Genomic DNA, 25,842 nt, shown 5'->3' on the forward strand with positions numbered 1-25,842 from the left:
TCTGAATTTCTAAAAGTTAGCCATGAAGAATGGCTGTATAGAATCTCTGGTTTGATTGGTGTTTTGTCTATTTTACCATTTATATTTTTTATATGGAAACCTTATGAACCAGATTTTGTTAAAAGTTTGTCAAGATTTTATCAAAAATTGATAAGATATGCTTCGGCTCTAGCTTTTTATTTTTTAGTATTTCATTTATCGCAGTTTCTTTTGAAATCATTTTTTAATAAGAGAATTAAGAAATAAAACTCTTAACAGATCCTAGGCAATTGTTCTCCAATCAAAGGGTTTACCACACGTTTTCCGCCAAAAGCACTTTCCATAATAACTTTTCCTGCGTGCTCTTCGGTAATATAACCGATTTTGGAAGCATTATGATTTACTCTTTGTAAAATTTCTAAAACTACATCGGCAATTTCATTGTCACAAACGCATAAGAAAGTTCCTTCGTTGGCTACATACATTGGGTCTAAGCCTAGCAATTCGCAAGCGCTTTTCACTTGTCTTTGCACTAGAATTTTTTCTTCAAAAAGATGAATTCCCAGGTTGCTTTCAGATGTAATTTCATTCAGAACAGAAGCTAAACCGCCTCTTGTTGCATCTCGTAGGAAATGAATTTTTTCGCCAAAATTTTCGATGAGTTTTTTGATTTCAAAATTGAGATTTTTAGTATCGCTCAAAATTTCAGAATCGAATTTTAGACCTTCTCTTTCGCTCATAATCGCCATTCCGTGAGAAGCTATATCTCTATTGATAATGATGGTTTGCTTAGGTTTTATGTATTCGATTCCGATTTTTGCATTGTCGTAAATTACACCAATTCCAGAAGTGTTGATGTAGATTTTATCGCCTTTTCCGCGCTCTACTACCTTGGTGTCACCTGTTACAATTTGTACACCAGCTTTTTCGGTGGCTAGCTTTATAGAATGAATGATTTTCTCAAAATCTTCCATTGCAAAACCTTCTTCAATAATAAACGAAAGTGATAAATATTTGGGATCTGCGCCACACATGGAAATATCATTTACCGTTCCAAAAACTGCCAATTCGCCAATATTTCCTCCTTTGAAAAATATAGGAGAAACCACGTAGCTGTCGCTAGAGAATGCTAATCTTCCAGACATTTCTAGAAAAGCACCATCGTGTTTTTTGTTTAAGATTTCGTTTCCTAAATTTTTAAAAATAAGGTTATTAAGAAGTTCGGTCATTTTTTCGCCGCCACTTCCGTGTTGAAGGTTAATGCTTTCTGGCATGATGCTTAATTTTTAAATTTTAATTAAGATAATGCTGCTTTTTTTCTTACATCTCTGTTCCAAATCCAGTCTCCTAAAGTGATGGCAGCGTTTATCATATAAAAAATATATTTGGCAATATTTGCAATATTCAGTTGTAAAAATGCTTTAATTAATTGCACAACGTTATAAATGGTCCAACTTAAAAACGTGGTCTCGTATTTAAGCGCCGAACTGAAATTGGCTCCTAAAGAAAGCCCGAAAGTGATAGAAACGATGTTGAAAAACAATAAATCGTCTCTTCCTCCGAAGATTTCTGTTCCTATGTAAACCAATAAGTATCCTAAAACTAAACCTACGCTATTGATGAGGTAATAGTTGAAGTCTATTTTTCTAATTTTTTCACCTTTTTTCCATTTAATCACAGCGAAATAAGTGATAATAAAGGTTAAGGGGTAGGTAATTGCTGCGGAATGATTTCCTAAAAAATAATCAATGGTTCCTGAGTTTATAGTAGTGAAAACGCCTATAATATTGCCCATATTATTTTGTTTGCCCACAAATCTGGTGGAAAGTAAAGAAAAAACGGCTCCGATGGTCGAGAAAATTCCTAGAGGAAAAGCGCCTTGTTTTATGAGTGCGATTTGCTCTGAAAAAGGAACGTCGAACTTTACATTTCCTTGAAAATAATAAGTGAGATGATATTGATTATAGATGCTTATAACGAGTACTAATGTTGCTCCAAATAGGTCTAAATATTTAGATTGCACAAAGGAACGAACTGCTTTTTTTAGGTGAATCATTTTTAAGTTTTATCACAAAGTTCTTACTAAGATTTAACAAAAATAAGAAAATCGTGATGATTACCTAGTTTTCTGGCTCTAATTCTAAGTCTTCTCCCATTAATTTCAGGGCGTCCATCGTTTTTTTGGCTTCATCTTCGTCTATAATTCCTATAGCTGCTCCTACATGAACGAGAACATAATCACCTACTTTGGCTTCTGGAACCAAAGCAAGATTTACCTCTTTTCTGATGCCTTCAAAATCTACACTTCCTATTCTAAAGACTTCGTCTAGTTGAGAAGTAATGTTTTCTAATTTTCCTGGAATGGCTAAACACATAATTTTAATTGAAAATTAATAGTTGAAAATTGAAAATGAAATTCTTTTAACAACTTTTTTATTAAACGTTTTACGATTTTACAATTTTGCTTCTTAAAAACTCATACCAAGCTTCCATTCCTTCTCCTGAAGTAGCTGAAACTTCAAAAAATTGAATATTTGGATTTACTTTTTTGGTGTTTTCTTTCAGTTTTTCTACATCAAATTTTAAGTATGGTAATAAATCAATTTTATTAATAATACAGATGTTAGAACTGAAAAACATATCTGGATATTTCAGAGGTTTATCTTCTCCTTCAGTGGTAGAAATAATGACTACTCTTTGGTTTTCGCCTAAATCAAACATGGCAGGACAAACTAAGTTTCCTACGTTTTCTATCATTAGGATAGAATTTTGTTTTGGTTTCAGTTCTTTTAGAGATTTGGCAATCATTTCTGAATCTAGATGACAGCCTTTCCCTGTATTGATTTGAAGAACAGGAATATTTAACGCATGTATTCTGGCTGCGTCATTGGTGGTTTGTTGGTCGCCTTCAATTACAGAAAATTCTATTTCGCCTTTTAAGTCTGCGATTGTTTTTTCTAAAAGCGAAGTTTTCCCAGAACCAGGAGAGCTTACCAAGTTCATCGCAAAAATATTTAAAGCTTCAAAAAAACCACGGTTTCTTTCTGCTCCCAATTGATTTTGGTGAAGAATATCTTTTTCTAGTTCTACAATATTTACATCATGATGATGGTGGTGACCATGATTGTGGTCGTGATGGCCGTGATGGTGGTGATCGTGATCGTGTTCATGTCCATGTTCGTGATGATGTTCATGACTGTGGGAGTGGTCTCCATGATGGTGATCGTGAGAATGGGTATGGCCATCGTGATGATGGTGTGTATGGTGGTTTTCTCCCATTTTTGTTAAAGTAATTCCGTTTTCGTTAGAACTACATCCGCAAGTTGAGCACATATTATTTAGATTTTATGTTATTATATTTAAGGTTTTATATTCTATTAACTAATGATCAGTTTCTTAATTTTCATTTCTTGTCCTGTAATAATTTCTTTAAAAGGACTTCCGCAGCGTTCGCAAGAGTCATAAATTTTAGAAATCTCAAATTCATGATTGCATTCTGCGCATCTGGCAAAACCAGTTGGTTCTGTAATATGAACCTTGGCGTTTTCTAAAACGCTACCCTTCATACATTGTTCCCATGCAAACTCTAAAGAGGTAATTTCGATACCAGAAATTTTGCCAATTTCTAGATAAATTTCTTCTACTTTTTTACCGTTAATTCTCTCTACTTCTTGCGTAGAAGTTTTTAAAATTGAGGTTGCGATGGAAAGTTCGTGCATTTTTTGGTTAATTGATGTGTAACAAATCTACAATTTTTCGATTAATTTTTTAAATGATTTTTATGTTTTTAATAGGACTTTTTTATGATTTTAATCAGTAACAAAAATCACATATGCCTAACAAAGTCAATGTTTATGGGAAATTTTATTTAAAATAAATTTAAAATAATTATAAATAACGCAATGCTTTTCGTTTATATTTCAAAATTTTTATAATTTTAGAAAGATTAATAAAAAATAATATGGGGACTAAAACTTCAACCAATGAAACTTACCTTCAGAGTATTGAGAGACAAGGATATTCTAGAAGAGATTTCATGAAATTTGTTGCCTTTATCGGCGCATACATGGGTATCGAAAGTTCAGCTCTTGGTCAGGTAGCAAAAGCATTAGCTAATACACCAAGATTACCTGTAATATGGGAGCATTTCCAAGAATGTACCTGTTGCAGTGAGTCTTTTATCCGTTCAGACCATCCTATCGTAGCGGATATAATTCTAGACAAGATTTCATTAGATTACACATTAACATTGATGGCGGCAAGTGGTCATCAGGCGGAAGCTGCGAAAAAATCTACAATGGAGAAATACAAAGGAAAATATATTCTTTGTGTAGAGGGTTCTGTTCCGCTAGGAGATGATGGTAATTATTGTGTAATTGCAGGAAGAACAGCTATAGATATTCTAAAAGAGTCTGCTAAAGACGCTGCTGCTATCATAGCATGGGGAAGCTGCGCAACTACAGGTTGTGTACAAGCGGCTAAGCCTAATCCTACCAATGCGGTACCAATTAATAAAATCATTACAGATAAACCGATTATCAATGTTCCTGGTTGCCCACCAATTGGTGAGGTAATGGCAGGAGTGATCGTACACTATGTAGCATTTGGTAAATTACCAGAATTAGATGCTGCAGGAAGACCAAAAGCCTTCTATTCTAAACGTGTACACGATAGCTGCTACAGAAGACCTTATTTTGATGCTGGTCTATTCGTAGAAAGTTTCGATGACGAAAATGCTAAAAAAGGATATTGTCTATATAAAGTAGGCTGTAAAGGACCATCTACTTATAATACCTGTGGTAATATGAAATGGAATGGTGGTATTTCTTACCCAATTCAGTCTGGTCACGGATGTCTAGGTTGTAGTGCAGATAAATTCTGGGATGCAGCAGATAGTTTCTATTCTAGAGATATATCTGCAATAGGCGGTTTCGCAGAAAGCAATGCTGATACTGTTGGTAAAGTTGCTCTAGGTGGCGTAGTTGCCGGAGCTGCAATACATGCCGTAGCTTCTAACATTTCTAAAAGAAAAGATTTAGAAAGAAGAATAAAAGAAGCAGAAGAAAGTGAAAAAAAATTAGCTAAAGACAAGATTTAAAAATTTAAAAAATGGCAAATAGAATAGTAGTAGATCCTATTACAAGGATTGAAGGTCATTTAAGAGCAGAGGTAGAAATCACAGACGGAACCATCAGAGACGCATTCCTTTCATCAGGGATGGTACGTGGTTTAGAAAATATTGTAAAAGGCAGAAACCCAAAAGATGTTTGGGCTTTTGTACAAAGAACTTGTGGAGTATGTACTACTACCCACGCTATTGCTTCTATTAGAGCAGTAGAAAACGCATTAGGAATTAATGTACCGCCTAATGCAGAAATGGTAAGAAATATAATGCTAGGTTCATTATATGTACATGACCATATTGTACACTTCTATCATCTTCATGCATTTGACTGGGTAGATGTAGTCAATGGTTTAAGTGCAGACCCTGTAAAAACATCACAATTAGCACAGTCTATCTCTAATTGGCCAAAATCTTCACCAGGATATTTTGCTGATTTACAAAAACGTTTGAAAAAATTTGTAGACAGCGGACAGTTAGGAATCTTTGCAAACGGATATTGGGGACACCCAGCTATGAAACTTCCACCAGAAGCTAACTTAATGGCTACGGCTCACTACCTTGAAGCATTAGAGTGGCAAAAAGAAATCGTGAAAATTCACGCCATCTTCGGAGGTAAAAATCCACACCCTAATTTCTTAGTAGGAGGTATGGCTTGCGCGATTAACGTAGATGACGCAAGTGGTATTAATGCAGAGAGATTGGCACTAGTTCAAAAATTATTAATCCAAGGAAAAGAATTTGTAGAACAAGTTTATCTTCCAGATTTATTAACGATTGCTAGTTTCTACAAAGATTGGGGCGCAATTGGTGGTTTCCATAACTTTATGGCATTCGGAGATTTCCCAATGGCAGGTTACGGAAACAAAGACATGAGTACCTACAAATTCCCAGCAGGTGTAATTCTCAATAAAGATTTATCTAAAGTACATGATGTAGATTTAGAAAATCTAAAAACAGTAGAAGAACATGTTAACAACTCTTGGTACGATTATACAGGTGATCCAAACGCCGGAAAACAACCTTGGAGTGGAGAAACTAATATCAATTATACTGGTCCGAAACCTCCTTATGAATTCTTAGATGTAGAAAATAAATACAGCTTCATCAAAACTCCTCGTTGGAAAGGTCAAGCTATGGAAGTAGGCCCATTAGCGAGAGTTTTAGTAGGCTACGCATCAGGAAGAGAAGATTTCAAAGAAGTAGTAGATTCTACTTTATCCAAATTACAAATTCCAGCCGAAGCATTATTCTCTACATTAGGTAGAACTGCTGCTAGAGGTTTAGAGACACAATTAGTAGCTCAGTGGAATTTAGAATTCTATGATAAATTAATTGAAAATATTAAAGGAGGTGACGAAAGAATGGCGAACATGGAGAAATGGGATGTTTCTACATGGCCAGCAGAAGCTAAAGGTGTAGGTAGAGTAGAAGCTCCAAGAGGTGGGTTAAGCCACTGGATTGTAATAAAAGATGGTAAAACAGAAAATTACCAACAAATTGTTCCTTCTACTTGGAATGCATCACCACGTGATCCAAAAGGACAACGCTCTCCTTACGAAAGTACATTAATTAATACTCCAGTTGCAGATCCAGAACTTCCATTAGAAATTATTAGAACGATACACTCTTTTGACCCTTGTATTGCTTGTGCAGTGCATTTGTATGACGAAAAAGGGAATATCATCAAGGAAATCAATGACGTTTCTGTTTGTACCGTTTAATCTAAAAACATTTTAAAATGGAAACCACAAAACATTTACAAGAAGAAGTTTCTTTTAAAACGGTTACCTTCAGACGAGCATACATATGGCAATTGCCAGTTCGTTTTTTCCATTGGATTAATGGTTTTGCAATTACTTTTCTCATTATTACAGGGTTTTTAATCGCGAATCCTCCTGCAATTATGACTGCAAAAGAAGCGTCAGGACAATTCTGGATGGGACTAATCAGAATGGTACATTTCATAAGTGCTTATGCAATGGTAGCTGTAATGTTTATGAGAGTCTATTGGGCTTTTGTAGGAAACAGATTTGCCAATTGGAGACAATTTGTGCCTTTTGATAAAAAAGGAATAGAAAAAATGTGGCATGTGATAAAACATGATATCTTTTTATTTAATGAAAAAGAATATAAATTCACTAGTATTCCTATTGGTCATAATGCAGTAGCTGCAGCTTCATATATGGTAATGTTCATTCTAGCTGTAGTAATGATATTTACAGGATTTGCATTGTATGCACCTACTTCTACATGGTTCTTTCCTAAGTTTTTTGCTTGGGCTACCTCGTTGGTTACTACTGATGAATTTTTAATCAGAAGAATTCACCATATTGTAATGTGGGCATTTATACTTTTCATTGCAGTACATTTTTACCTAGTCTTATTCCACGATTGGTTAGAAGGCCGTGGTGAATCTTCAGCGATGGTAAGTGGTTACAAATTCGTAAGAAAAGAAAGATTCGAAGATTATAAAGAAGAGGATAAACATTAATATTAAACTAAACTAAATTCCCTGAAATAATTACCTTTTCGGGGAATTTTTTGCAAAAAAACGACATAGGGACTTCGAGATATTAGAAAATTACACCAAAATTTAAGCCGAGAAACCCATGTCCAGAATTTTTTGTTCTTTTGCTATCAAGACCAAAGAGCAATAAAAAAATAAAAATAAAATGAAAGATTATAAGACAGATGTTTTTCAATATACGGTAGACGAATTTCATTCAGATGGAAATGACATTCTCATTTTGGGGATTGGGAATTATTTGATGGGAGACGAAGGAATTGGTGTTCAGTTTGTTAAAAATTTAGACACTTCTAGATTTCCAGAAGGTATCAGTTTTTTAGATGGAGGAACTGGCGGTTTCTCACTTGTTCCCTACATCGAAAGTCATGAGCATGTGATTATTGTAGATGCTACGATGGACGGAAAAGAAGAAGGAACGATTACACTTCTTACCCCTAAATTTTCAGATGATTTCCCCGTTTCGTTGAGCGGTCATAATTTTGGATTAAAAGACATGGTAGATATCCTCACATTTATGGATAAAATGCCTAATATTTATCTTTTCACAGTTACCATTTCTAAAATGGAGCCTATGTATCTAGAGCTTTCACCAAAAGTAGCCGCTGCTATTCCAAAAGTAACCGAAATGGCTCTAGAATTAGTTCAAAAAATTAGAAAAGAAAATTAAACTATCAAAACCTACGAAATACATATATCAGGACGAGTTCAAGGAGTTGGTTTTCGTCCTTTTATTTTCAATTTGGCTGAAGAATTCGGGCTAAAAGGCTACGTTTCGAATGATGAGTTGGGCGTAATTATTGTTTGTCAAGGTGAAAATTCTGAGGAATTTTTTAATGAAATTCATCATCGTAAACCGAAATCTTCTGAAATAATTTTTTCGGAAATCAAAGAAATTGAAACAGCAGAAATTTTTGATAGATTTTTCATCAAACCTACCGAAAAAAACATAGTGGTAGATATTCCGTTAACGCCTGATTTTGCCACTTGCGAATCTTGTGAAACCGAACTTTTTGATGAACATAATCCACGTTATTTTTATCCTTTTACCACTTGTACACAGTGCGGCCCGAGATATTCTGTGACCAAAAAATTCCCTTTCGAAAGGGAAAATACCGCTATTGAGGTCTTCAAAATGTGCCCCAATTGCTTGGAAGAATACAAAAATCCAGATGATGTTAGGTTTCATTCTCAAACCAATTCTTGTCCGAATTGTGGCATTCAAATTTGGTTAAAAGACAATCAAGGAAACGAATTCAAGGGTTCAAATAAAGAAATTTTTGAAAAATTGGCAGAAGAATTATCTCACGGGAAAATTGTAGCGCTCAAAAATACAGCAGGTTATCTGTTAATGTGCGATGCTACCAATTCCGAAGCGGTTTCAGAGTTGAGAAAAAGAAAACGCAGACCTACGAAACCTTTTGCCGTTTTATTTTCTGGAGTTTCAATAATGCAGCAATATTTAGAGGTGTCAGAACTTCAAATTCAGTATTTTAAATCATCTGAAAGTCCTATAATTGTTACTAAAATTAAGGATTTAAAAGATTTGGCAATTGAAGAAATTTCACCGAATATGAATACGATTGGCGCGATGTTTCCCTATTCTGGTACATTAAAACTCATTGCGAAAACTTTCGGTAAACCACTTATTGCAACCAGTGGAAATTTCCATGGTTCGCCAATTTGCTCTACTACAGAAGAAGCCGAGCAAATTTTAGGTAAAATTGCAGATTATTTTTTACACAACACATTAGAAATTCAGCATCCTCAAGACGATTCTGTGATTAAATTTTCTCCAAAGCATTACCAGAAAATTGTTTTTCGTCGTTCCAGAGGTTTTGCCCCGAATTATTTCTTTGCCGAAGAACTTTCGGAATTGAATAAAGAGAAAAATAAAATTTTGAGTTTAGGTGGAGACTTGAAAAACACCTTTGCTATTGTACCAAATAATCACGTTTATATTTCAGAATACATAGGCGATTTAGCGAATTTTGAAACCTACGAAAGATTTGAAAACACTGTAAAATCTTACCAGAAAATCTTTAATTTTTCGCCAGAAATTATCCTTAAAGATTTACATCCAAAATACGAAAATCAAAATATTGTTTCAAAATTTTCAAATTATCAAACCCATGAAATTCAACATCACCAAGCGCATTTTGCTTCTATTTTAGGAGAGAAAAAATTGTGGAAAAAAGATAAGGTTTTGGGTGTTATTTGGGATGGAATTGGTTTCGGAACATCCACCGAAATCTGGGGTGGAGAGTTTTTCCTTTTGGAAAATCAAAAAATAGCAAGAGTGGCTCAGCTCGAAAATTTCGCATGGATTTTAGGAGATAAGATGTCTAAAACGCCTAAAATTTCAGCACTTTCGGTTTCAGGAAATAATGAAGATTTAAAATTTGCTTTTGATGAAAATGAATGGAAAATCTACACCAATCTTGTAGAGAAGTCAGAGATTAAAACTTCATCCATGGGAAGGTTTTTTGATGCGATTGCTTTTGTTTTAGGTTATGAAAAGCCTTTGTTTTTTGAAGGAGAACCTGCTATGTGGTTAGAAAAAATCTCGCAAGATGCTTTTGAAAAAGGCACAGAATTAATAGATTATTTAGCAGAAGATACTGTTGAAAATATTCCAACCAAGAAGTTGTTTTTAAAACTTCTGGAAGAAAAAAAATCAGGAAAAAGCGCTGGAGAAATAGGACTGAATTTTCATTATACTTTAATTAAAGCTATTGAGAAAATAGCACAGCGTTTTGCGGTGAAAGAACTCGCTTTTTCTGGTGGAGTTTGGCAAAATGCTTTGTTGGTAGATTTGGCAATAGAATTTTTGGGAGATAAATTTGAACTTCATTTCCACGAAAAACTTTCTCCGAATGATGAGAACATCAGTTTCGGGCAATTGAATTATTATTTAAACAAAATTTAAAATAAATGGACATTTACGATTTATTAGGAAAAATAGACCACACCGAAGACGAGGACAAAGTATCTTATTCTGCAGGTGTAATTTTGGCGATGAGCCTTCGAGATATGGGTTTTGAAGAAGTAAAATATGAGGATTTCATTGATGGAATGAAAACCATTTTTGATAAGACTACTCCCAAAATCTCTCCCAAAAAAGCAATAGATATTTTCAACAATTATGTGCTTTTGCTTCGTGGGGAAATGTTGCAAAAAAATGCTGAAGAAGGACAAGAATTTCTTGAAAAAAACAGAGAAAATCCTAAAATTACAGAATTAGAAAATGGTTTGCAGTACGAAATTTTAGTAGAAGGAAACGGTGCAGTTCCAAAGCTTACTGATGAGGTAGAGGTAGAATATGAAGGATATTTGCTTGATAAGCAGGTTTTTGATTCTACTAAAGATGTAGGTGCGCAAGTTTTCAGAATTTCAGAAATGATAGAAGGATGGAAAGAAGTGTTGACTAAAATGCAAGAAGGTTCTCGCTGGAAAGTTTACATTCCGCCACATTTAGCTTACGGCGAAAACGGAGCGCCACCAATGATTCAACCGAATGCTACTTTGGTTTTTGTGATAGAACTGAATAAAATCATATAAAATAATTTATTCACGATCTGAAATTTAACTATTTTAGTAACAATAATTTTTAAGAAAGTAACACGATGGCGCAAGTAAGATTTGGCGTGAGTTTAGACGAAGAAATATTGAAAGAATTAGATCAATTCGTTCTAGACAATCATTTGCCAAACCGTTCACAAGCGATTCGACATTTGGTAGAAAACCGAATTGTAGAAAAGAAATGGAAAGAAAATGATGTGGTTTCTGGTGCTATTGTGTTGCTTTTTGATCATCATAAAGGTGATGTAGGCGTAAAGATGAATGATATTCAGCATGAATTTTACAAAGAAATTCTTTCAGCACAACATTTTCATCTAGACCATGATAATTGCTTAGAAATTATCGCAGTAAAAGGAAATGCGAATCGTTTAACTGATTTAGCTAATAAATTAATTGGCTTAAAAGGGATTATCCATGGTAAACTCGTAACGAGTAAGATGATATAAGAAAAAAATTTACAAAAAAAGTAACACGAAAATATAAAAAAGTAACACAGTGAAATTCAAAATCTTTATTCTTTCTGTTTTTTTGATACCCATTCATATGGTTTTTTCGCAAAATTTAAAAGGAATATATTTTCTTGATGAAATTTCTAAAACACCTGTTTCTTCTGTATTGGTAGTAAATTCGGTCGAAAATTTTCAGAGAAATTCAGATGAAAACGGATGGATAAGTTTACAAGGTTTTAATTTCGAAGACCAGAAAATATATGTTTCAGGAATTGGTTATGAGAAGGAAGAATTTGATTTGAGTCTTATTAAAAAAGAAAAAGATTTTGGTTACATTTTTCTCAACCCAAAAATTGTGAGTATTGCAGAAGTTCAATTGAAAAATTCAGTAAGAAATAATATTTTTCAAACCATTTCAGAATTAGATATTCATCTTCGCCCGATTAATAATTCACAAGAAATTTTGCGTTCTGTTCCTGGGCTTTTCATTGGGCAACATGCAGGTGGTGGCAAGGCAGAGCAACTTTTTATCAGAGGATTTGATGTAGATCACGGAACTGATGTAAGCCTTTCTGTGGACGGTATCCCTGTCAATATGGTTTCCCACGCTCACGGACAAGGTTATGCAGATTTACATTTTGTAATTCCTGAGTTTATTGATAAGGTAAATTTTGATAAAGGTCCTTATTTTGCAGAAAAAGGCAACTTTACCACTGCAGGTTTTGTAGATTTTAAAACCAAAGATTTTTTAGAAAACAATTTTGCTAAGTTAGAATTGGGGCAGTTCAAAACCTATCGTGGAGTTTTGGGTTTAAACCTTTTGAAAAATAAAAAAGATGTAAAAGAACAAAGCTTATTTTTAGCTACAGAAGCGTATTTTACAGACGGATATTTTGAGAGTCCTCAAGATTTTAACCGTTTTAATGGAATGCTGAAATATCATGGAAAGTTGAATGATAATAATTTCTTGACTGCATATTTTTCAGGGCTTTCCAGTAAATGGAACGCTTCAGGACAAATACCAGATAGAGCAGTTGAAGCAGGAACAATTGGCTGGTTTGGTGCAATTGATGATAATGAAGGTGGCAAAACTTCTCGATATAATTTTACAGTCAATTTGAAATCTTATCTCAATAATGGAGGAAAATTCACTAATCAGATTTTTTATTCTAAATATCAATTTGAACTCTATTCTAACTTCACTTTTTTCTTGAATGACCCAATAAATGGTGATCAAATTCGCCAAAAAGAAGATAGAAATCTGTATGGTTTTAATTCTACTTACGAAAAATCTATACAATTATTGGGCTTAAAATCTGAAACGGTTGCAGGAATTCAGCTTCGCTATGATGAAGTCAATGATTTGGAACTTTCCAGAACCAAAAACAGAACCATCACTACAGAAGCGTTAAAATTTGGTGATGTAAATGAAATGAATTTAGGCGCTTTCTGGAGTCAGAAAATTTCTTTGAATTCTAATTTTGATGTTACGCCTTCCGTAAGATTTGATTATTTTGATAATCAATATAATGATAAACTTTTGAATCAAAAATTGAAATCAAATTCTAATATTTTTAGTCCGAAACTAAGGTTGAATTATCGTTTAAATGATCAAGTGCAGTTGTATTCTTACTTTGGGAAAGGCTTCCATAGCAATGACACCAGAGTTGCAGTTTTAGAAAACGGTAAAAAAGTTTTGCCACCAGCTTTAGGAACTGATTTTGGTGGAATTTTTAAATTGGGTGAAAAATTGATTTTACAAAGCGCAATTTGGTATCTTTGGTTAGATCAAGAGTTTGTTTATGTCGGAGATGAAGCGGTGGTAGAAGAAGGCGGAAAAACCGAAAGAATGGGAATTGACATCATTGCTCGTTACGAAATTTACAAAAATTGGTTTGCAGATTTTAATTTAAGTATGGCAAAACCAAGAAGTTTAAATGTTCCTGCTGATGAAAATTTCATTCCTCTAGCTCCGAAATTAGTGAGCACAGGCGGGGTTACCTACAGAAAAGAAACGGGTTTCAACGGAAGTTTGCGCTATAGATTAATGGGAGATAGACCCGCAAATGAAGATAATTCTGTGGTGGCAAAAGGATACTTTGTTTGGGATGGAACTATAAATTATACCACCAAAAAATGGGAATTGGGAGTTTCTGTTCAGAACATTTTTAATGTGAAATGGAAAGAAACCCAATTTGATACAGAAAGTAGATTATATAATGAAAGTCAATCTATTTCAGAGATTCATTTTACGCCAGGAACTCCGTTTTTTGGTAAATTAAGTTACACTTATTTCTTCTAAAAATGATTATCTTTGAAAGACATTGAATTTGAAGTATTTAAATAAAAAAAAGCATGAAATTTCTTACCGAATACCGCAATCCAGAACTCGTAAAGTTTTATTTAAACGAAATCGAAAAAATTGTTACAAAACCTTGGAATATCATGGAGATTTGTGGCGGACAAACCCATTCTTTAGTGAAAAACGGTTTGTTAGAACTGCTTCCAGACAAAGTGAGAATGATTCACGGTCCTGGTTGCCCAGTTTGCGTTACCCCGATTTCGTTGATTGATAAAGCGGTAGCTTTAATGGAAAAAGGAGCGGTTTTATGTTCTTTTGGAGATATGGTAAGAGTTCCGGGTAGTAAAAAATCATTACTCCAGGCCAAAGCTGACGGCGGAGATTTAAGGATTCTATATTCTCCGTTAGAAGCAGTTCAAATTGCAGAGCAGAACCCTGATAAAGAAGTGGTATTCTTTGCAGTAGGTTTTGAAACTACAGCTCCTAGTAATGCTTTGAGTGTGGTTCATGCCCAAAAATTAGGTATTAAAAACTTCTCTCTTTTGGTTTCTCATGTTTTGGTTCCGCCAGCTATGGAAGCCATTTTAGATGACGAATTTTGTAATATTGATGCGTTTCTCGGAGCGGGTCACGTCTGTACCATTATGGGAACTTCAGAATATTTTCCTTTGGCCGAAAAATATAAAATTCCGATTGTTATTTCAGGATTTGAACCTGCAGATTTGCTTCAAGCCATTTATCACGCTGTGTTACAATTAGAAAAAGGCGAACATAGAGTAGAAAATTGCTACGAACGTTTGGTAAAAGACGAAGGAAATGTTCCTGCTCAAAAAGTGGTCAACGAAATTTTTGAAATCGGTACTCAAGAATGGCGTGGAATAGGAAGTATTCCAGACAGTGGTTTGGTGATGAAAGAAAAGTATAAAGATTTTGATGCTTCTAAGAAATTTGACATTGAAAATTTAGAAAAAAAAGAGGAAAATCTTTGTATTGCTGGAGAAATCCTGAAAGGCATAAAAAAACCAGTTGAGTGTCCGCATTTTGGTAAACTTTGCAATCCTGGGAATCCTTTAGGAGCACCTATGGTTTCTTCAGAGGGAGCTTGTGCAGCGTATTATCACTATAGTTAATAGAAGAGAGATTCTAGAAGAGAGATTTCAGATTTTTTTTAAAAAATTACATCTCAATTAATAATTATCTCATATCTAAAGTATCATATCTCAAATCTTAAAAAAAATGTTTAAAATATTTCTTACCATATATTCTGGCTTAGAACATGCTTTTGAAGCCGACCATTTATTGGCGGTGAACACACTCGTTTCTCACCGCGAAAATCTGAAACAGTCCATGAGAGATGGAATTTATTGGGGAATTGGTCATACCGCAACTATTTTTCTCATTGGGATTTTAATGATTGGGTTTAAGTTTCAAATTGGGGAAGAAGTTTTTAAAAATTTTGAAGCGGGAGTTGGCGTTATGTTAATTATTTTGGGACTTTACAGAGTTTTTAAACTCTATTTTCCGAAAGAACATACCCATACTCATAACACTTCTAGAGCAGCTTTCGGTGTGGGATTAATTCACGGTTTGGCTGGAAGTGGAGCTTTGGTCGTTTTGGTGATTTCTCAGATGAAAACACCTTTAGAAGGGTTGATGTACATTCTTATTTTCGGATTGGGCTCAATTTTCGGGATGTTTTTAGCGGCGTACCTTTTCAGTATTCCTTATACCAAAAGTCTCTTGAAATCCAAAAAACTGCAAGCCAGTTTGGTGATTATTTCCTCTATACTTTGTATCGTTTACGGAGGAAAAGTGGTTGTTGAAAATTTAGGTTTACTTTAATATTTAGAGTAAAAAATGCTTCGGCAGATTATGTAGCAATTCTGTGTTGATAATTTCCGCGCAGATCGTTGGTTTTTCCCAATGTCCGTTGTGCCCGCAATCTAAAACATAGGTTTTAATATTGGTCTTTTCAGGAATGATTTTGAGAAGATTTTCGGTTTTTACAGCATTGTCATATTTCCCAGCAATGATGAGAATTTTTGCATCTAAATTTTCTAAAATTTCAGTTCGGTCTGGTCTTTCTGCCATTCCTAATTGAGCAGCTTTTACGCCTTCTTTATTGGTAGATTTTGCGACGTTTTTTGCCAATTCTATTTTGCCTTCTAAAATATCTTTTTCATTATTGCTAAAAAGATTGGGGATAGAAGTTTTGACGAAAGTTTCAAAATTTTCATCAATTACTGCAATACTTCTTTTACGGATTGCTTTTTTCTCTTCATCATCTGCAACTGTAGTCGAGAAAAATAAAGTCGTGCTCTCCAAAATTTCAGGAAATTTTTCTGCAAAAGCCAGAGAAACATAACCTCCCAAAGAATGTCCTAGCAAATTGATTTTCTCTAATTTTAGAGCATCTATTACTTCTTTTACTTTTTCTGCCATCAATTCTACGGTGTGTATTTCTTGATAAACTTTAGATTTTCCATGACCGGGTAAATCTATTTTAATTAACGTGAAATCTTTAGAAAGATGAGCTTCCATCTCGTCCCAGATGGTTGTGTTTTCCATAAAACCATGAAGTAAAACCAATGGTTTTTTGCCGTTTCCTGAAATTTCGTGATGTAGCATAATTTTATATTTTTTAGATGCGAGAAACGAGATTCAATTTGCGTTAAATCTTTATTTCAACTTATTTCCAAATATCGATGTAATCTACAAAACCTTGAGCGTTTATTTTCTGTTGAAGTCTAAAGAAATCTCCTTTTCCTTCATCTCTGAATGTATTGCTGTTGCTCTTAGATTCTGTTTTACCATTGATGGTTTGTGTGATTTTTCCGTAGAAATTAATATGTTTTGGCGATACTCTGTCCGCTTTTCCATCTATAATGAGTATGTTTTTTCCAGATTTTGCATTTCCTTTTACTTCGTAACCATCACTCATAATTTTAGTGAAATTTACGGTTCCAGTTAGGGAAACGCCATCATCAGATACGAAAGTAAGTTTATGTTTTCCGCTTAAATCGCTGTAATTATTTTTGTTGTTCAATGCTCTTATGCTGTCATTGTATTTCATTCTCACCGCATTGATGGAGTCAATAATCTTAGTGCTGTCTACATCTTTAGCATTATTTTCTCCGGTTTTATTGCACGAGAAAGCGATTAGAATCAAAGGAATAAAAAATAGTTTTTTCATGGTTATCGAATTAATTTGTATTGTTTGAATACAAATTTAAACCAAACTTTTTATTCTTTCAATACTTACTTTAAAAATTGTAAAACAGCGTAAAGTGAAATGCTAGAAATGAAAATCCAAAGGATAATTCCTAAAAGAAGAGGCTTAATACCTATATTTTTGAGATTTTGTAAAGATAATCCTGCTCCAATTAAGAAAAGAGCAACCTTGAGTGTGTCTCTAGAAATTTCAGAAATGATAGAATTGAAATTTTGTAAAAATGGAAGGTAGGTTCCTGCTAAAATCGCTAAAACAAAGAAACCAATGAAATAAGGAATCTTAATTTTCCCTTCACTTTTGGTAAAAATAGAAATAAGAAAAGCCAGCGGGATAATCCATAAAGCTCGGGCTAATTTTACGGTGGTGGCAATTTGTAACGCTTCGTTGCCATATTTACTGGCAGCGCCAACTACAGAACTTGTATCATGAATAGCGATAGCGCTCCAAATTCCAAACTGATTTTGAGTTAAATTAAAAAAATGCCCAATTTCTGGGAAAATAAACAACGCAACAGCATTTAAAACAAAGACAATTCCTAAAGCTACAGAAGTTTGTTTGCTATTGGCTTTTAAAATGGGTGCAACTGCTGCGATTGCGCTTCCTCCACAGATTGCGGTTCCTGCGGAAATGAGTTGAGCAATGGTTTTGTCAATTTTTAAAATTCTAGCGAGTAATAAACCGAAAATCATGACCAAAGCAATCGTAGAAACCGTAAAAAGAAAACCTTGGCTTCCTGCTTTTATTGCAGTGTTCAGATTAATTCCGAAACCTAATCCTATAATAGAATACTGCAATAATTTTTTAACAAAAATATCTGTCTCTAGAACTTTCCCGAATATATTCACAAAAAGAATTCCGAATAATAAAGCAATTGGCGGAGAAACAAGTGGTGAAAAAGATAATACAACGAGTGCTAAAAATAGGAGTTGAAGAAGTAATTTTTTTTGAAGCATGTTCTTTCTGAAAAGTCGACTGCAAAATTATTCAAAACCAAATATTGCTATTGTAACTTTTGTTACATAAGAACTCTCGCTAATGAAATAGTTTTGTAAAAAATAGAAAAAATGAAAAAGTTAATATCAATATTGAGCTTAGGAGCTTTAGTTATCATGGGAACACAGTGTTCTTCTCCTAAACCAGCAGAAAATAATACTCAAGCTGAAGTCCAAAAAAAAGTTTCAATTAAAGAACAAGTTGCAAACGGGGCATTTTTGGTAGATGTAAGAACGCCACAAGAATTTGCAGAAGGAAGTGTAAAAGGAGCCGTGAATATTCCGCTTGATGAAGTAGAAAGTAGATTGAATGAATTCAAAGGAAAACCATCTGTAATTGTTTTTTGCAGAACAGGAAACAGAAGCGGACAAGCGAAAGCGATTCTAGAATATAACGGAATAAAAAATGTAACCAACGGAATTAATGCCAAAACGGTAAACGAAGAATTGGCTAAATAAAATGTTCTAAACAATTTACTTATAAAAAAAGCTTTCAAAATTTTGAAAGCTTTTTTTTTATCAATAAAATGATGATTCTATTTATGTTTTTTATAAAAATCTATTCCACATTCTAAGAATTTTTTGAAATCTTCTTTCGGCATATAACCAGAAACAGGCGTGTTAATCACTTTTCCTTCTGGAGTTACCAAAACGTAATGCGGTTGAGAATTATTATTAAAATTCACTTGTTGGAACATACTCCATTTATCACCGATGGTTTTAATGCGTTTCATTTGTCCGTTTCCTAAATCTACTTTGGTTTGTTCTGCTTCTGGCAATTCTTCTTTGTCGTCTACATAAAGAGAAGCAAGAATTACCTCGTTTTGTAAAGTAGGTAAAATATCAGGTTCACTCCACACAAATTCTTCCATTTTTCTGCAGTTTTCGCAACCATAACCTGTGAAATCTATCAAGACAGGTTTGTTTTCTTTCTTTGCCAGTGCTATAGCCTTGAAATAATCATGTTCGGGATGCATTCCTAGAATTCCGTCTTTTTCATCATGAAGATAACTCACATTAATTGGAGGCAAAATTCCTGAAAGCATCTGTAGTTTTGGTCTTTCTGCAGGAACTAATCCTTGAACTAAATATACTAAAAATCCAATTCCTAAAACTCCAAAAATTTTTCGGGTAACAGAAATTTTTTGGTTTTTATCATCATGTGGAAATCTTATTTTTCCAAATAAATAAAGCACTAAACCGATGGTAATGATAATCCAAATCGCGATGAAAAGTTCGCGTTTTAGTAAGAATGTTTTGGATACCAAATCTGCTTTTGATAAAAATTTTAATGCTAATGCTAATTCTACGAAACCTAGAACTACTTTTACAGTATTCATCCAGCCACCAGATTTTGGTAAACTTTGTAACGCTTGTGGAAATAATGCCAATAGTCCGAAAACGATTGCCCAGCTTAAACCAAATCCTGCTAAAGCAAAGGTTAATAGCATCGGAACGTTTGCAGAACCCGTAACGGCGCTTCCTAATAAACTTCCTAAAATTGGTCCGGTACAAGAAAATGAAACAATGACCAAGGTTAAAGCCATAAAGAAAATCCCGATGATTCCTCCAGCTTCTTCTGCTTTTGAAGATTTATTGGCAATAGAACTTGGCAATGTAATATCATAATATCCGAAGAAACTTCCTGCGAAGAATAAGAATATCAAGAAAAATGCAATATTTAAGCTAACTGATGTAGAAATTTGATTGAAAATGTTTCCCGCAATTCCATCAATAATGTGAAACGGAACGCTCAATAAAACGAAGATTAAAAGAATGAAAAATCCGTAAATAAATGCGTCTCTTTTTCCTTTTGCTTTGTCTTTTTGCCCTTTGGTAAAGAACGAAACCGTTAATGGAATCATTGGGAAAACGCAAGGTGTTAACAAGGCGATTAATCCTCCTAAAAATCCTAAAAATAAATAAGTGAGGTAGTTTTCAGATTTTTTCTCTTTCGCTACACCACAGTCTGTTAAAGGATTTTCGAAATCCAATGAAGAAACCTTTAAACCTTCTTGTTGCGGAGCAATTTCTATATTTTTAGTTGTTACAGGAGTAGCAGCTACAGATTTAGTAGAGTCTGTATTTTGTAGCACTTCTTTGTTTTCCTCAGTTTTTACAACTGCTGAACCTGCTATCGTTTTTTCAAATTCTAAAGATTCAGGAGCAAGACAGACTCTGTCATCACAAGTTTGATAGGTAAACTCTCCAATTACATTGGCTGGTTTTTCTGGGTTTTTGAGTTTAAATTTTTGCTTAATGGTTACATTTCCAGATAAGAAAATCAAATCTGTACCGAAAGCTTCAGAAAATTCGGTTTTTCTACTGCCTGTTTCTACAGGTTTTCCAATCAGTTGAATGTCTTTAGAATTCAGTTTTAATTCTGTGGGAATGGCTCCAGATTCTGGGTCGATGTCTTTAGAGTAAATATGCCATCCTTTGTCAATATTAGCGGTAATTACTGCTTCGTATTCGTTATTTGGGAGTGATTTTACATCGTATTTTATCGTGACGTGTTTCTGAATTTGCGCAGAGAACAATGAGGTAATAGCGATAAAAAGTAAAAGCAAAAACTTCTTCATTATTTAATTTTTAGAGGTACAAAAATATAAAATTGTAGGTCTTAAAAGATATAAACAGTCTGATTTAACTTATTTTAAGACTTATTTAAAAACAAAATTTATTTCAAAATATTATTTTGTCTTTTTTTTACAGATAATTTCCTTCTTCTTTATGGAAATCTCATAGGTGCTGCTTCGGAAAAATTTACCGTTTTCAGCATTCATGATTTTTTCGATTTCAATGCCTGTGAAACCGAGTTTTCTAATGATTTCAATGATGAGGACTTTCGGTTTTTGGAATAAAATGTCTTTCTTCAAAGTAAATCCTTCTTCATTTTCTTTTGTTAAAATTTCTTGAAAGGTCTTTTCGATTACGTATTGATAAAAATCGTTAACCGAACTTAAATAAGACAGACTTTCACCGAATTGTTCTAGAAACTGTGGAAAAATCTCTAGAATTTTTGGGGTGAGTTGATTACGGATTTTATTTCTAAGATAATCATTTTTTTCATTGGATTTATCTTCTCTGAAATCGATGTGGTTTTCTTCTGCGAAAGCATAAATTTCTGCTTTGGTAAACTTCAGAATTGGACGAAGAATGCTGTTCTCATTTTTCGGAATTCCGCTTAATCCTTTAATTCCAGAGCCGCGAGAAAGATTGATGAAAAAGGTTTCTAACTCATCATTGAGATGGTGTGCCGTAACAATATAATCAAGATTTTCTTGCTCTAAAATTTTAAAAAAGAAATCATACCTCAATTCTCTTGCCCAATTTTGAAGGGATTTCATTTGAGTTTTTTCTTCTTCGGAAACATCTTTTAGATGAAATTTTATTTGATTTTTTCTACAAAAATCTTCAACAATTTTTTGATCAAGATTAGAATCTTCTCCTCGGAAATGATAGTTTACATGAGCTACTTGAAACTCCAAATTTGAAAATTGAAATAAGTGAGAAAGCACCATAGAATCTGCACCACCCGAAACAGCCAAAAGAAATTTTTTAGAAAAAATATCTTCTCCTAAAACTTCTAAATTTTCCTTAAAATTGTTAAAATCTAACAAAACTGCCTATTTTTAGGCAAATATAATTCTTATTGTGGAATGATTTTTGTAATTTTGGTAACAATAATTTTAAAAAAGATAAAAGCTTTATGAAAATTTTAAAAATTTTTGCTGTTGGAGCAATCGCACTTACGCTTACTTCATGTGTGAGCAAAAAGCAATATGATGCATTAAATCTTAATTACAAACAATGTATTGAGAATGCAGGAGAGAGACAAAGACAAATTCAAGATTTACAAGCAGCAAATGCAGGTTTGACCAGTGAAAATAATTTATTAAGAGACCAAAACGGTGCCCTTAAATCTTCACTAGACGCTTGTTTGTCAAACGCAGGAAAAGGTTCTGCTAATATTGATAAATTAATCGGAGAGATTAATGCTTCTAACTCTTACATTAAGCGTTTGATTTCTACCAATTCTAAAAATGACAGTTTAAATTTAGCTTTATCTAATAAATTGAAAAGAAGTTTAGATAATGTAGCAGATGCAGATGTAGACGTAAAAGTTCTAAAAGGAGTAGTGATGATTTCACTTTCTGACAAAATGCTATACAAAACAGGAGATTACAATATTTTACCAGCAGCTCAAGAAGTGCTAGGAAAAGTGGCTAAAGTGATTAATGATTATGATACATATAGCGTTCTTATCGAAGGAAATACAGATAACGTTCCTTTAGCAAGTGCTAATTTACCAAGAGACAACTGGGATTTATCTGCATTGAGAGGAACAGCCGTTGCGAAAATTTTACAAACACAATTTGGGGTAAATCCTAACAGAATTACAGCAGGAGGTAGAAGCGAGTACAATCCTAAAACCACCAATGCTTCAGTTTCTGGACGTGCAGAAAACCGTAGAACGGAAATCATTATCATGCCTAAGTTAGATGAATTCATGAAATTAATGGACATCGCTCCAGTGAAAAAATAGAATCTTAGATTCATTATTTAAAAACCTCGAATTTTTTCGAGGTTTTTTTATTTTGGTGAATTTGGATTTAAAATCTTTAAATTTGTAAAAAATCATTACATTAACCAATGAGTTATTTCGAAGAGTTGCATCCAGAAATGGATAGATATTTAGAAGATACCGCTTCTGCAGAACCAGAAATTTTGAAAAGATTACGAAAAGAAACTTTTCAGAAAACTACACAACCGCACATGATTTCTGGTTATCTTCAAGGAAGATTGCTTTCTTTTATTTCAAAAATGGTTTCGCCGAAAAATATTCTAGAAATAGGCACTTTCACAGGTTATGCAGCGCTTTGTTTAGCTGAAGGTTTGCAGAGAGACGGGAAATTGACCACGCTAGATGTAAATGAAGATTTGGCTTATTTGCCTCAAAAATATTTTGCCCAAAGTGAATGGGCTTCTCAAATAGACTTTAAACTACAAGATGCTAAAGAATTTTTGAAAAATTCTAATGAAACCTTTGATTTGATTTTCATTGATGCAGACAAAGAAAACTATCCTAAATATTTAGAATTGGTGAAACCAAGAATGAAATCAGGAAGTGTCTTGATGATTGATAATGTACTTTGGTACGGAAAAGTGCTCGATGAAAAGGGAAATAAGCAAACCGAACAGATAAAACTCGTGAATAAATTAGTTGCCGAAGATGCAGAGTTTGAAAATGTAATTTTACCTTTGCGAGACGGAATTCATTTAGTTCGTAAAATTTAAAGACGAAAATAATTTTGAGTCTTTAAATTATATCAATACAATCATTATGGAAAAATACTACTGCAGCGTATCTGTTTCACCGATGAGAGCCGAAGTTTCAGAAAAATCTGAAATGATTTCTCAGATTTTATATGGTGAAACCTGTGTAATTTTAGAAACGGAAGGAGTTTTCAGTAAAATCAAAATGGATTTTGATGGTTATGAAGGCTGGATAAATACTTCAGTTTTGAAAAAACAAAATGCTGAAATTTCTAAAAATGTGATTACGCAGTCTTTTGGTGAATTTAATTTGCCAGAAGGTAAAAGTTTTCTTTCCATAGGAAGTGAAGTCGGTTTTGTAACAGAGAATGCTGTTGATACAGATAACCTTCGTGAAAGTTTAGTAGAAACGGCCAAAAAATTCTTGAATGTTCCCTTTTTATGGGGAGGAAGAAGCTTTTTTGGAATAGATGATAGCGGATTTGTGCAGTTATTATACAAAGTACACGGAATTACTTTACCGAGAGATCCAGAACAACAAGCTTTACAGGGAATAGCTCGTGATTTTGTAGAAGAAAGCGAAGCAGGAGATTTAGCATTTTTTGAAGATGCAGAAGGAAATATAGTGCATGTTGGTTTAGTGTTGTCACCTTTTGAAATCATTCATGCAAGCGGAAAGGTGAGAATAGATTCTCTAGATTTTTCTGGAATTTATAATGCAGAACATAATAAGCACACGCATAAATTGAGGTTTGTGAAAACTTTTCTTTAATTTAAAATTAATGATAAAAACTAAAGAAAATTCTGAACATTATTTTTGGGGAGAACAATGTGATTCTTGGATTTTTCACAATTCTGAAAATTTGGCGGTGAAACAAGAAATGATGCCGCCGAAAACTTTAGAAAAATTGCATTTTCATGAGTTGGCTCAACAGGTTTTTTATATTTTAAAAGGAGAAGCTACATTTTATATAGAAGGAGAAAAATTTATAGTAAAATCTGGAGAAGGAATTGCCATAGAACCCAAAAAGAAACATTACATTGCTAATGAAACTATAGAAAATTTAGAATTTTTGGTAATTTCTAATCCTTCGACTGATGAAGATAGGATTTTAGTTTAAACATACAGCATTTGAAAACACTCTACAGCATATCCATCTTTCACCTTGAATTAGCGTTCAAGGTTTTATCGTGGTTTAATGACAAAATTAAGCGCGGTTTAGAAGGCAGAAAACAATCTTTGGAAATTGTAAAGTCTAACATTTCTAAAGACGACAAAGTCCTCTGGATGCACGCTGCAAGTTTAGGGGAATATGAACAAGGTTTGCCCGTTTTAGAAAAGCTGAAAGAAAAATATCCGACTCATAAAGTCTTAATTACTTTTTTCTCGCCTTCTGGTTATGAAAATGTGGTGAAAAAGAATAAAGAAGATATTTTATGTTATCTTCCTTTTGATAAAAAATCTACGATTTCAGAATTTGTAAAAGCGGTAAATCCTGAAATTTTCTTTACCGTAAAATATGATTTTTGGTATCATCTTTTAGAAGAATTAAAAAAGCAAAATGCCAAAATTTTTGTGATTTCTGCATTGTTTTATGAGAATCAAGTCTTTTTTAAATCTTATGGAAAATGGTTTGTAAACGAACTGAAAAAAAATGTAGATTGGATTTTTCATCAAACCGAAAAGTCTCTTTCTTTAGCTCAAAAATTTGATTTAACCAAAGGTTCGGTTTCTGGCGATACTCGTTTTGACCGAGTGAAACAAATCAAAAACCGAGATAATTTTGTTGAATTTATTGACGAATTTAAAACAGATAAGAAATTATTAGTTTTCGGAAGTTCTTGGGAAGCCGAAGAAAAAATGGCTCAAATTCTTTCTCAAAAATTAGAAAATTTTAAAATTCTCATTGCTCCACACGATTTGAAAAGAGTGCAAAATCTAAAACAAATCTTTCCAAACGCAATTCTTTATAGTGAATTGGAGACTTCCAGTTTCCAACTCCCAGCGTCCAGCATTTTAATCATTGATTGTATTGGATTACTCTCCAAATTGTATTCTTACGCAGATATCGCAATTGTAGGTGGTGGTTTTCATGATAAAGGATTGCACAATATATTAGAAGCAGCAACTTTCGGGGTTCCCGTAATTTTTGGAAATAAATACAAGAAAAATCCTGAAGCTGATGCCTTAATTGCCCAAAATGGAGGGAAATCTTTTGATAACGAAGAATTGGCAGCTGATTTTGTACTTGAATTGTCAAAAAATTCAAATCTGTTACAAGAAATGAGTGAAAATGAAGGAAATTTTGTTCATTCTCAACCGTATTCTTCGGAAATTATTTTGATGAAAATTTTAGAAACTGTAAAATCGTAAAGT

The 25,842-nt window shown here is 33.5% G+C and carries 26 protein-coding genes; 16 read left to right on the forward strand and 10 right to left on the reverse strand.

The window, feature by feature from the left end:
- Nucleotides 1-251 precede the first annotated feature (251 nt).
- The 5 genes from hypE to hypA all read right to left on the reverse strand — a co-directional run bounded on the left by hypE (nucleotide 252) and on the right by hypA (nucleotide 3,698).
- Nucleotides 252-1,253, reverse strand: coding sequence for a hydrogenase expression/formation protein HypE (gene hypE / locus N7277_RS04835; RefSeq protein ID WP_274780585.1), 1,002 nt, complete (start codon nucleotides 1,251-1,253; stop codon nucleotides 252-254).
- Nucleotides 1,254-1,276: 23 nt separating this feature from the next.
- Nucleotides 1,277-2,035 (reverse strand): nicotinamide mononucleotide transporter, encoded by a 759-nt coding sequence (locus N7277_RS04840; RefSeq protein WP_274780586.1) that lies wholly within the window; start codon nucleotides 2,033-2,035, stop codon nucleotides 1,277-1,279.
- Between the two features lie 64 nt (nucleotides 2,036-2,099).
- The gene (locus tag N7277_RS04845) at nucleotides 2,100-2,354 is read right to left on the reverse strand and encodes a HypC/HybG/HupF family hydrogenase formation chaperone (RefSeq protein WP_104793918.1); all 255 of its coding nucleotides are present in this window, start codon (nucleotides 2,352-2,354) and stop codon (nucleotides 2,100-2,102) included.
- A 70-nt stretch (nucleotides 2,355-2,424) separates the two neighbouring features.
- Nucleotides 2,425-3,312 (reverse strand): hydrogenase nickel incorporation protein HypB, encoded by an 888-nt coding sequence (hypB, locus tag N7277_RS04850; RefSeq protein WP_274780587.1) that lies wholly within the window; start codon nucleotides 3,310-3,312, stop codon nucleotides 2,425-2,427.
- A gap of 44 nt (nucleotides 3,313-3,356) precedes the next feature.
- Nucleotides 3,357-3,698 carry a hydrogenase maturation nickel metallochaperone HypA gene (gene hypA, locus N7277_RS04855; RefSeq protein WP_274780588.1) on the reverse strand — a complete coding sequence of 114 codons (342 nt, stop codon included), beginning with the start codon at nucleotides 3,696-3,698 and terminating at the stop codon, nucleotides 3,357-3,359.
- A gap of 242 nt (nucleotides 3,699-3,940) precedes the next feature.
- Between hypA and N7277_RS04860 the strand changes: the two genes are divergently transcribed.
- The 10 genes from N7277_RS04860 to N7277_RS04905 all read left to right on the forward strand — a co-directional run bounded on the left by N7277_RS04860 (nucleotide 3,941) and on the right by N7277_RS04905 (nucleotide 15,803).
- Nucleotides 3,941-5,077: a hydrogenase small subunit gene (locus N7277_RS04860; RefSeq protein ID WP_274780589.1), complete on the forward strand. Its 1,137-nt coding sequence runs from the start codon at nucleotides 3,941-3,943 to the stop codon at nucleotides 5,075-5,077.
- 11 nt (nucleotides 5,078-5,088) lie between these two features.
- Nucleotides 5,089-6,825 (forward strand): nickel-dependent hydrogenase large subunit, encoded by a 1,737-nt coding sequence (locus tag N7277_RS04865; protein ID WP_274780590.1) that lies wholly within the window; start codon nucleotides 5,089-5,091, stop codon nucleotides 6,823-6,825.
- Nucleotides 6,826-6,842: 17 nt separating this feature from the next.
- Entirely contained in the window at nucleotides 6,843-7,595 is a 753-nt protein-coding gene (gene cybH / locus N7277_RS04870) for a Ni/Fe-hydrogenase, b-type cytochrome subunit (RefSeq protein WP_274780591.1), read from the forward strand.
- A 181-nt stretch (nucleotides 7,596-7,776) separates the two neighbouring features.
- Nucleotides 7,777-8,298, forward strand: coding sequence for a HyaD/HybD family hydrogenase maturation endopeptidase (locus N7277_RS04875; protein WP_274780592.1), 522 nt, complete (start codon nucleotides 7,777-7,779; stop codon nucleotides 8,296-8,298).
- 72 nt (nucleotides 8,299-8,370) lie between these two features.
- Nucleotides 8,371-10,557: a carbamoyltransferase HypF gene (gene hypF, locus N7277_RS04880; RefSeq protein ID WP_446715125.1), complete on the forward strand. Its 2,187-nt coding sequence runs from the start codon at nucleotides 8,371-8,373 to the stop codon at nucleotides 10,555-10,557.
- A 5-nt stretch (nucleotides 10,558-10,562) separates the two neighbouring features.
- Nucleotides 10,563-11,189 carry an FKBP-type peptidyl-prolyl cis-trans isomerase gene (locus tag N7277_RS04885; RefSeq protein ID WP_274780593.1) on the forward strand — a complete coding sequence of 209 codons (627 nt, stop codon included), beginning with the start codon at nucleotides 10,563-10,565 and terminating at the stop codon, nucleotides 11,187-11,189.
- Nucleotides 11,190-11,254: 65 nt separating this feature from the next.
- Nucleotides 11,255-11,656, forward strand: coding sequence for a nickel-responsive transcriptional regulator NikR (gene nikR / locus N7277_RS04890; protein WP_274780594.1), 402 nt, complete (start codon nucleotides 11,255-11,257; stop codon nucleotides 11,654-11,656).
- 49 nt (nucleotides 11,657-11,705) lie between these two features.
- Nucleotides 11,706-13,961: a TonB-dependent receptor gene (locus N7277_RS04895; protein ID WP_274780595.1), complete on the forward strand. Its 2,256-nt coding sequence runs from the start codon at nucleotides 11,706-11,708 to the stop codon at nucleotides 13,959-13,961.
- 53 nt (nucleotides 13,962-14,014) lie between these two features.
- Complete coding sequence (hypD, locus tag N7277_RS04900) at nucleotides 14,015-15,091, forward strand: hydrogenase formation protein HypD (protein WP_274780596.1); 1,077 nt, start codon at nucleotides 14,015-14,017, stop codon at nucleotides 15,089-15,091.
- A 106-nt stretch (nucleotides 15,092-15,197) separates the two neighbouring features.
- Entirely contained in the window at nucleotides 15,198-15,803 is a 606-nt protein-coding gene (locus tag N7277_RS04905; protein WP_274780597.1) for a HoxN/HupN/NixA family nickel/cobalt transporter, read from the forward strand.
- A 3-nt stretch (nucleotides 15,804-15,806) separates the two neighbouring features.
- On the opposite strand, the gene N7277_RS04910 is transcribed toward N7277_RS04905, so the two are convergent.
- The 3 genes from N7277_RS04910 to N7277_RS04920 form a co-directional block, all read right to left on the reverse strand.
- The gene (locus tag N7277_RS04910) at nucleotides 15,807-16,589 is read right to left on the reverse strand and encodes an alpha/beta fold hydrolase (RefSeq protein ID WP_274780598.1); all 783 of its coding nucleotides are present in this window, start codon (nucleotides 16,587-16,589) and stop codon (nucleotides 15,807-15,809) included.
- A gap of 61 nt (nucleotides 16,590-16,650) precedes the next feature.
- Nucleotides 16,651-17,154 carry a hypothetical protein gene (locus N7277_RS04915; RefSeq protein WP_274780599.1) on the reverse strand — a complete coding sequence of 168 codons (504 nt, stop codon included), beginning with the start codon at nucleotides 17,152-17,154 and terminating at the stop codon, nucleotides 16,651-16,653.
- A gap of 65 nt (nucleotides 17,155-17,219) precedes the next feature.
- On the reverse strand, nucleotides 17,220-18,146 hold the full coding sequence (locus N7277_RS04920) for a YeiH family protein (RefSeq protein WP_274780600.1): 927 nt from the start codon (nucleotides 18,144-18,146) through the stop codon (nucleotides 17,220-17,222).
- 111 nt (nucleotides 18,147-18,257) lie between these two features.
- Here N7277_RS04920 and N7277_RS04925 point away from each other — a divergent pair, with 111 nt between their 5' ends.
- Nucleotides 18,258-18,644, forward strand: a complete 387-nt coding sequence (locus N7277_RS04925) for a rhodanese-like domain-containing protein (RefSeq protein WP_274780601.1) — start codon at nucleotides 18,258-18,260, stop codon at nucleotides 18,642-18,644.
- 77 nt (nucleotides 18,645-18,721) lie between these two features.
- On the opposite strand, the gene N7277_RS04930 is transcribed toward N7277_RS04925, so the two are convergent.
- On the reverse strand, nucleotides 18,722-20,767 hold the full coding sequence (locus N7277_RS04930; protein WP_274780602.1) for a protein-disulfide reductase DsbD family protein: 2,046 nt from the start codon (nucleotides 20,765-20,767) through the stop codon (nucleotides 18,722-18,724).
- 111 nt (nucleotides 20,768-20,878) lie between these two features.
- On the reverse strand, nucleotides 20,879-21,808 hold the full coding sequence (tilS, locus tag N7277_RS04935; protein WP_274780603.1) for a tRNA lysidine(34) synthetase TilS: 930 nt from the start codon (nucleotides 21,806-21,808) through the stop codon (nucleotides 20,879-20,881).
- Nucleotides 21,809-21,897: 89 nt separating this feature from the next.
- On the opposite strand from tilS, the gene N7277_RS04940 reads away from it, so the two are divergent.
- The 5 genes from N7277_RS04940 to N7277_RS04960 all read left to right on the forward strand — a co-directional run bounded on the left by N7277_RS04940 (nucleotide 21,898) and on the right by N7277_RS04960 (nucleotide 25,839).
- On the forward strand, nucleotides 21,898-22,734 hold the full coding sequence (locus N7277_RS04940) for an OmpA/MotB family protein (RefSeq protein ID WP_274780604.1): 837 nt from the start codon (nucleotides 21,898-21,900) through the stop codon (nucleotides 22,732-22,734).
- A gap of 107 nt (nucleotides 22,735-22,841) precedes the next feature.
- Nucleotides 22,842-23,486, forward strand: a complete 645-nt coding sequence (locus N7277_RS04945) for an O-methyltransferase (RefSeq protein WP_274780605.1) — start codon at nucleotides 22,842-22,844, stop codon at nucleotides 23,484-23,486.
- 46 nt (nucleotides 23,487-23,532) lie between these two features.
- Nucleotides 23,533-24,237, forward strand: coding sequence for a C40 family peptidase (locus N7277_RS04950; RefSeq protein ID WP_274780606.1), 705 nt, complete (start codon nucleotides 23,533-23,535; stop codon nucleotides 24,235-24,237).
- Nucleotides 24,238-24,247: 10 nt separating this feature from the next.
- Nucleotides 24,248-24,586, forward strand: a complete 339-nt coding sequence (locus tag N7277_RS04955) for a cupin domain-containing protein (protein WP_274780607.1) — start codon at nucleotides 24,248-24,250, stop codon at nucleotides 24,584-24,586.
- Between the two features lie 11 nt (nucleotides 24,587-24,597).
- The gene (locus tag N7277_RS04960; RefSeq protein WP_274780608.1) at nucleotides 24,598-25,839 is read left to right on the forward strand and encodes a 3-deoxy-D-manno-octulosonic acid transferase; all 1,242 of its coding nucleotides are present in this window, start codon (nucleotides 24,598-24,600) and stop codon (nucleotides 25,837-25,839) included.
- Nucleotides 25,840-25,842: the final 3 nt, after the last annotated feature.

The sequence above is a fragment of the Cloacibacterium sp. TD35 genome, assembly GCF_028864635.1.
GTDB lineage: Bacteria > Bacteroidota > Bacteroidia > Flavobacteriales > Weeksellaceae > Cloacibacterium.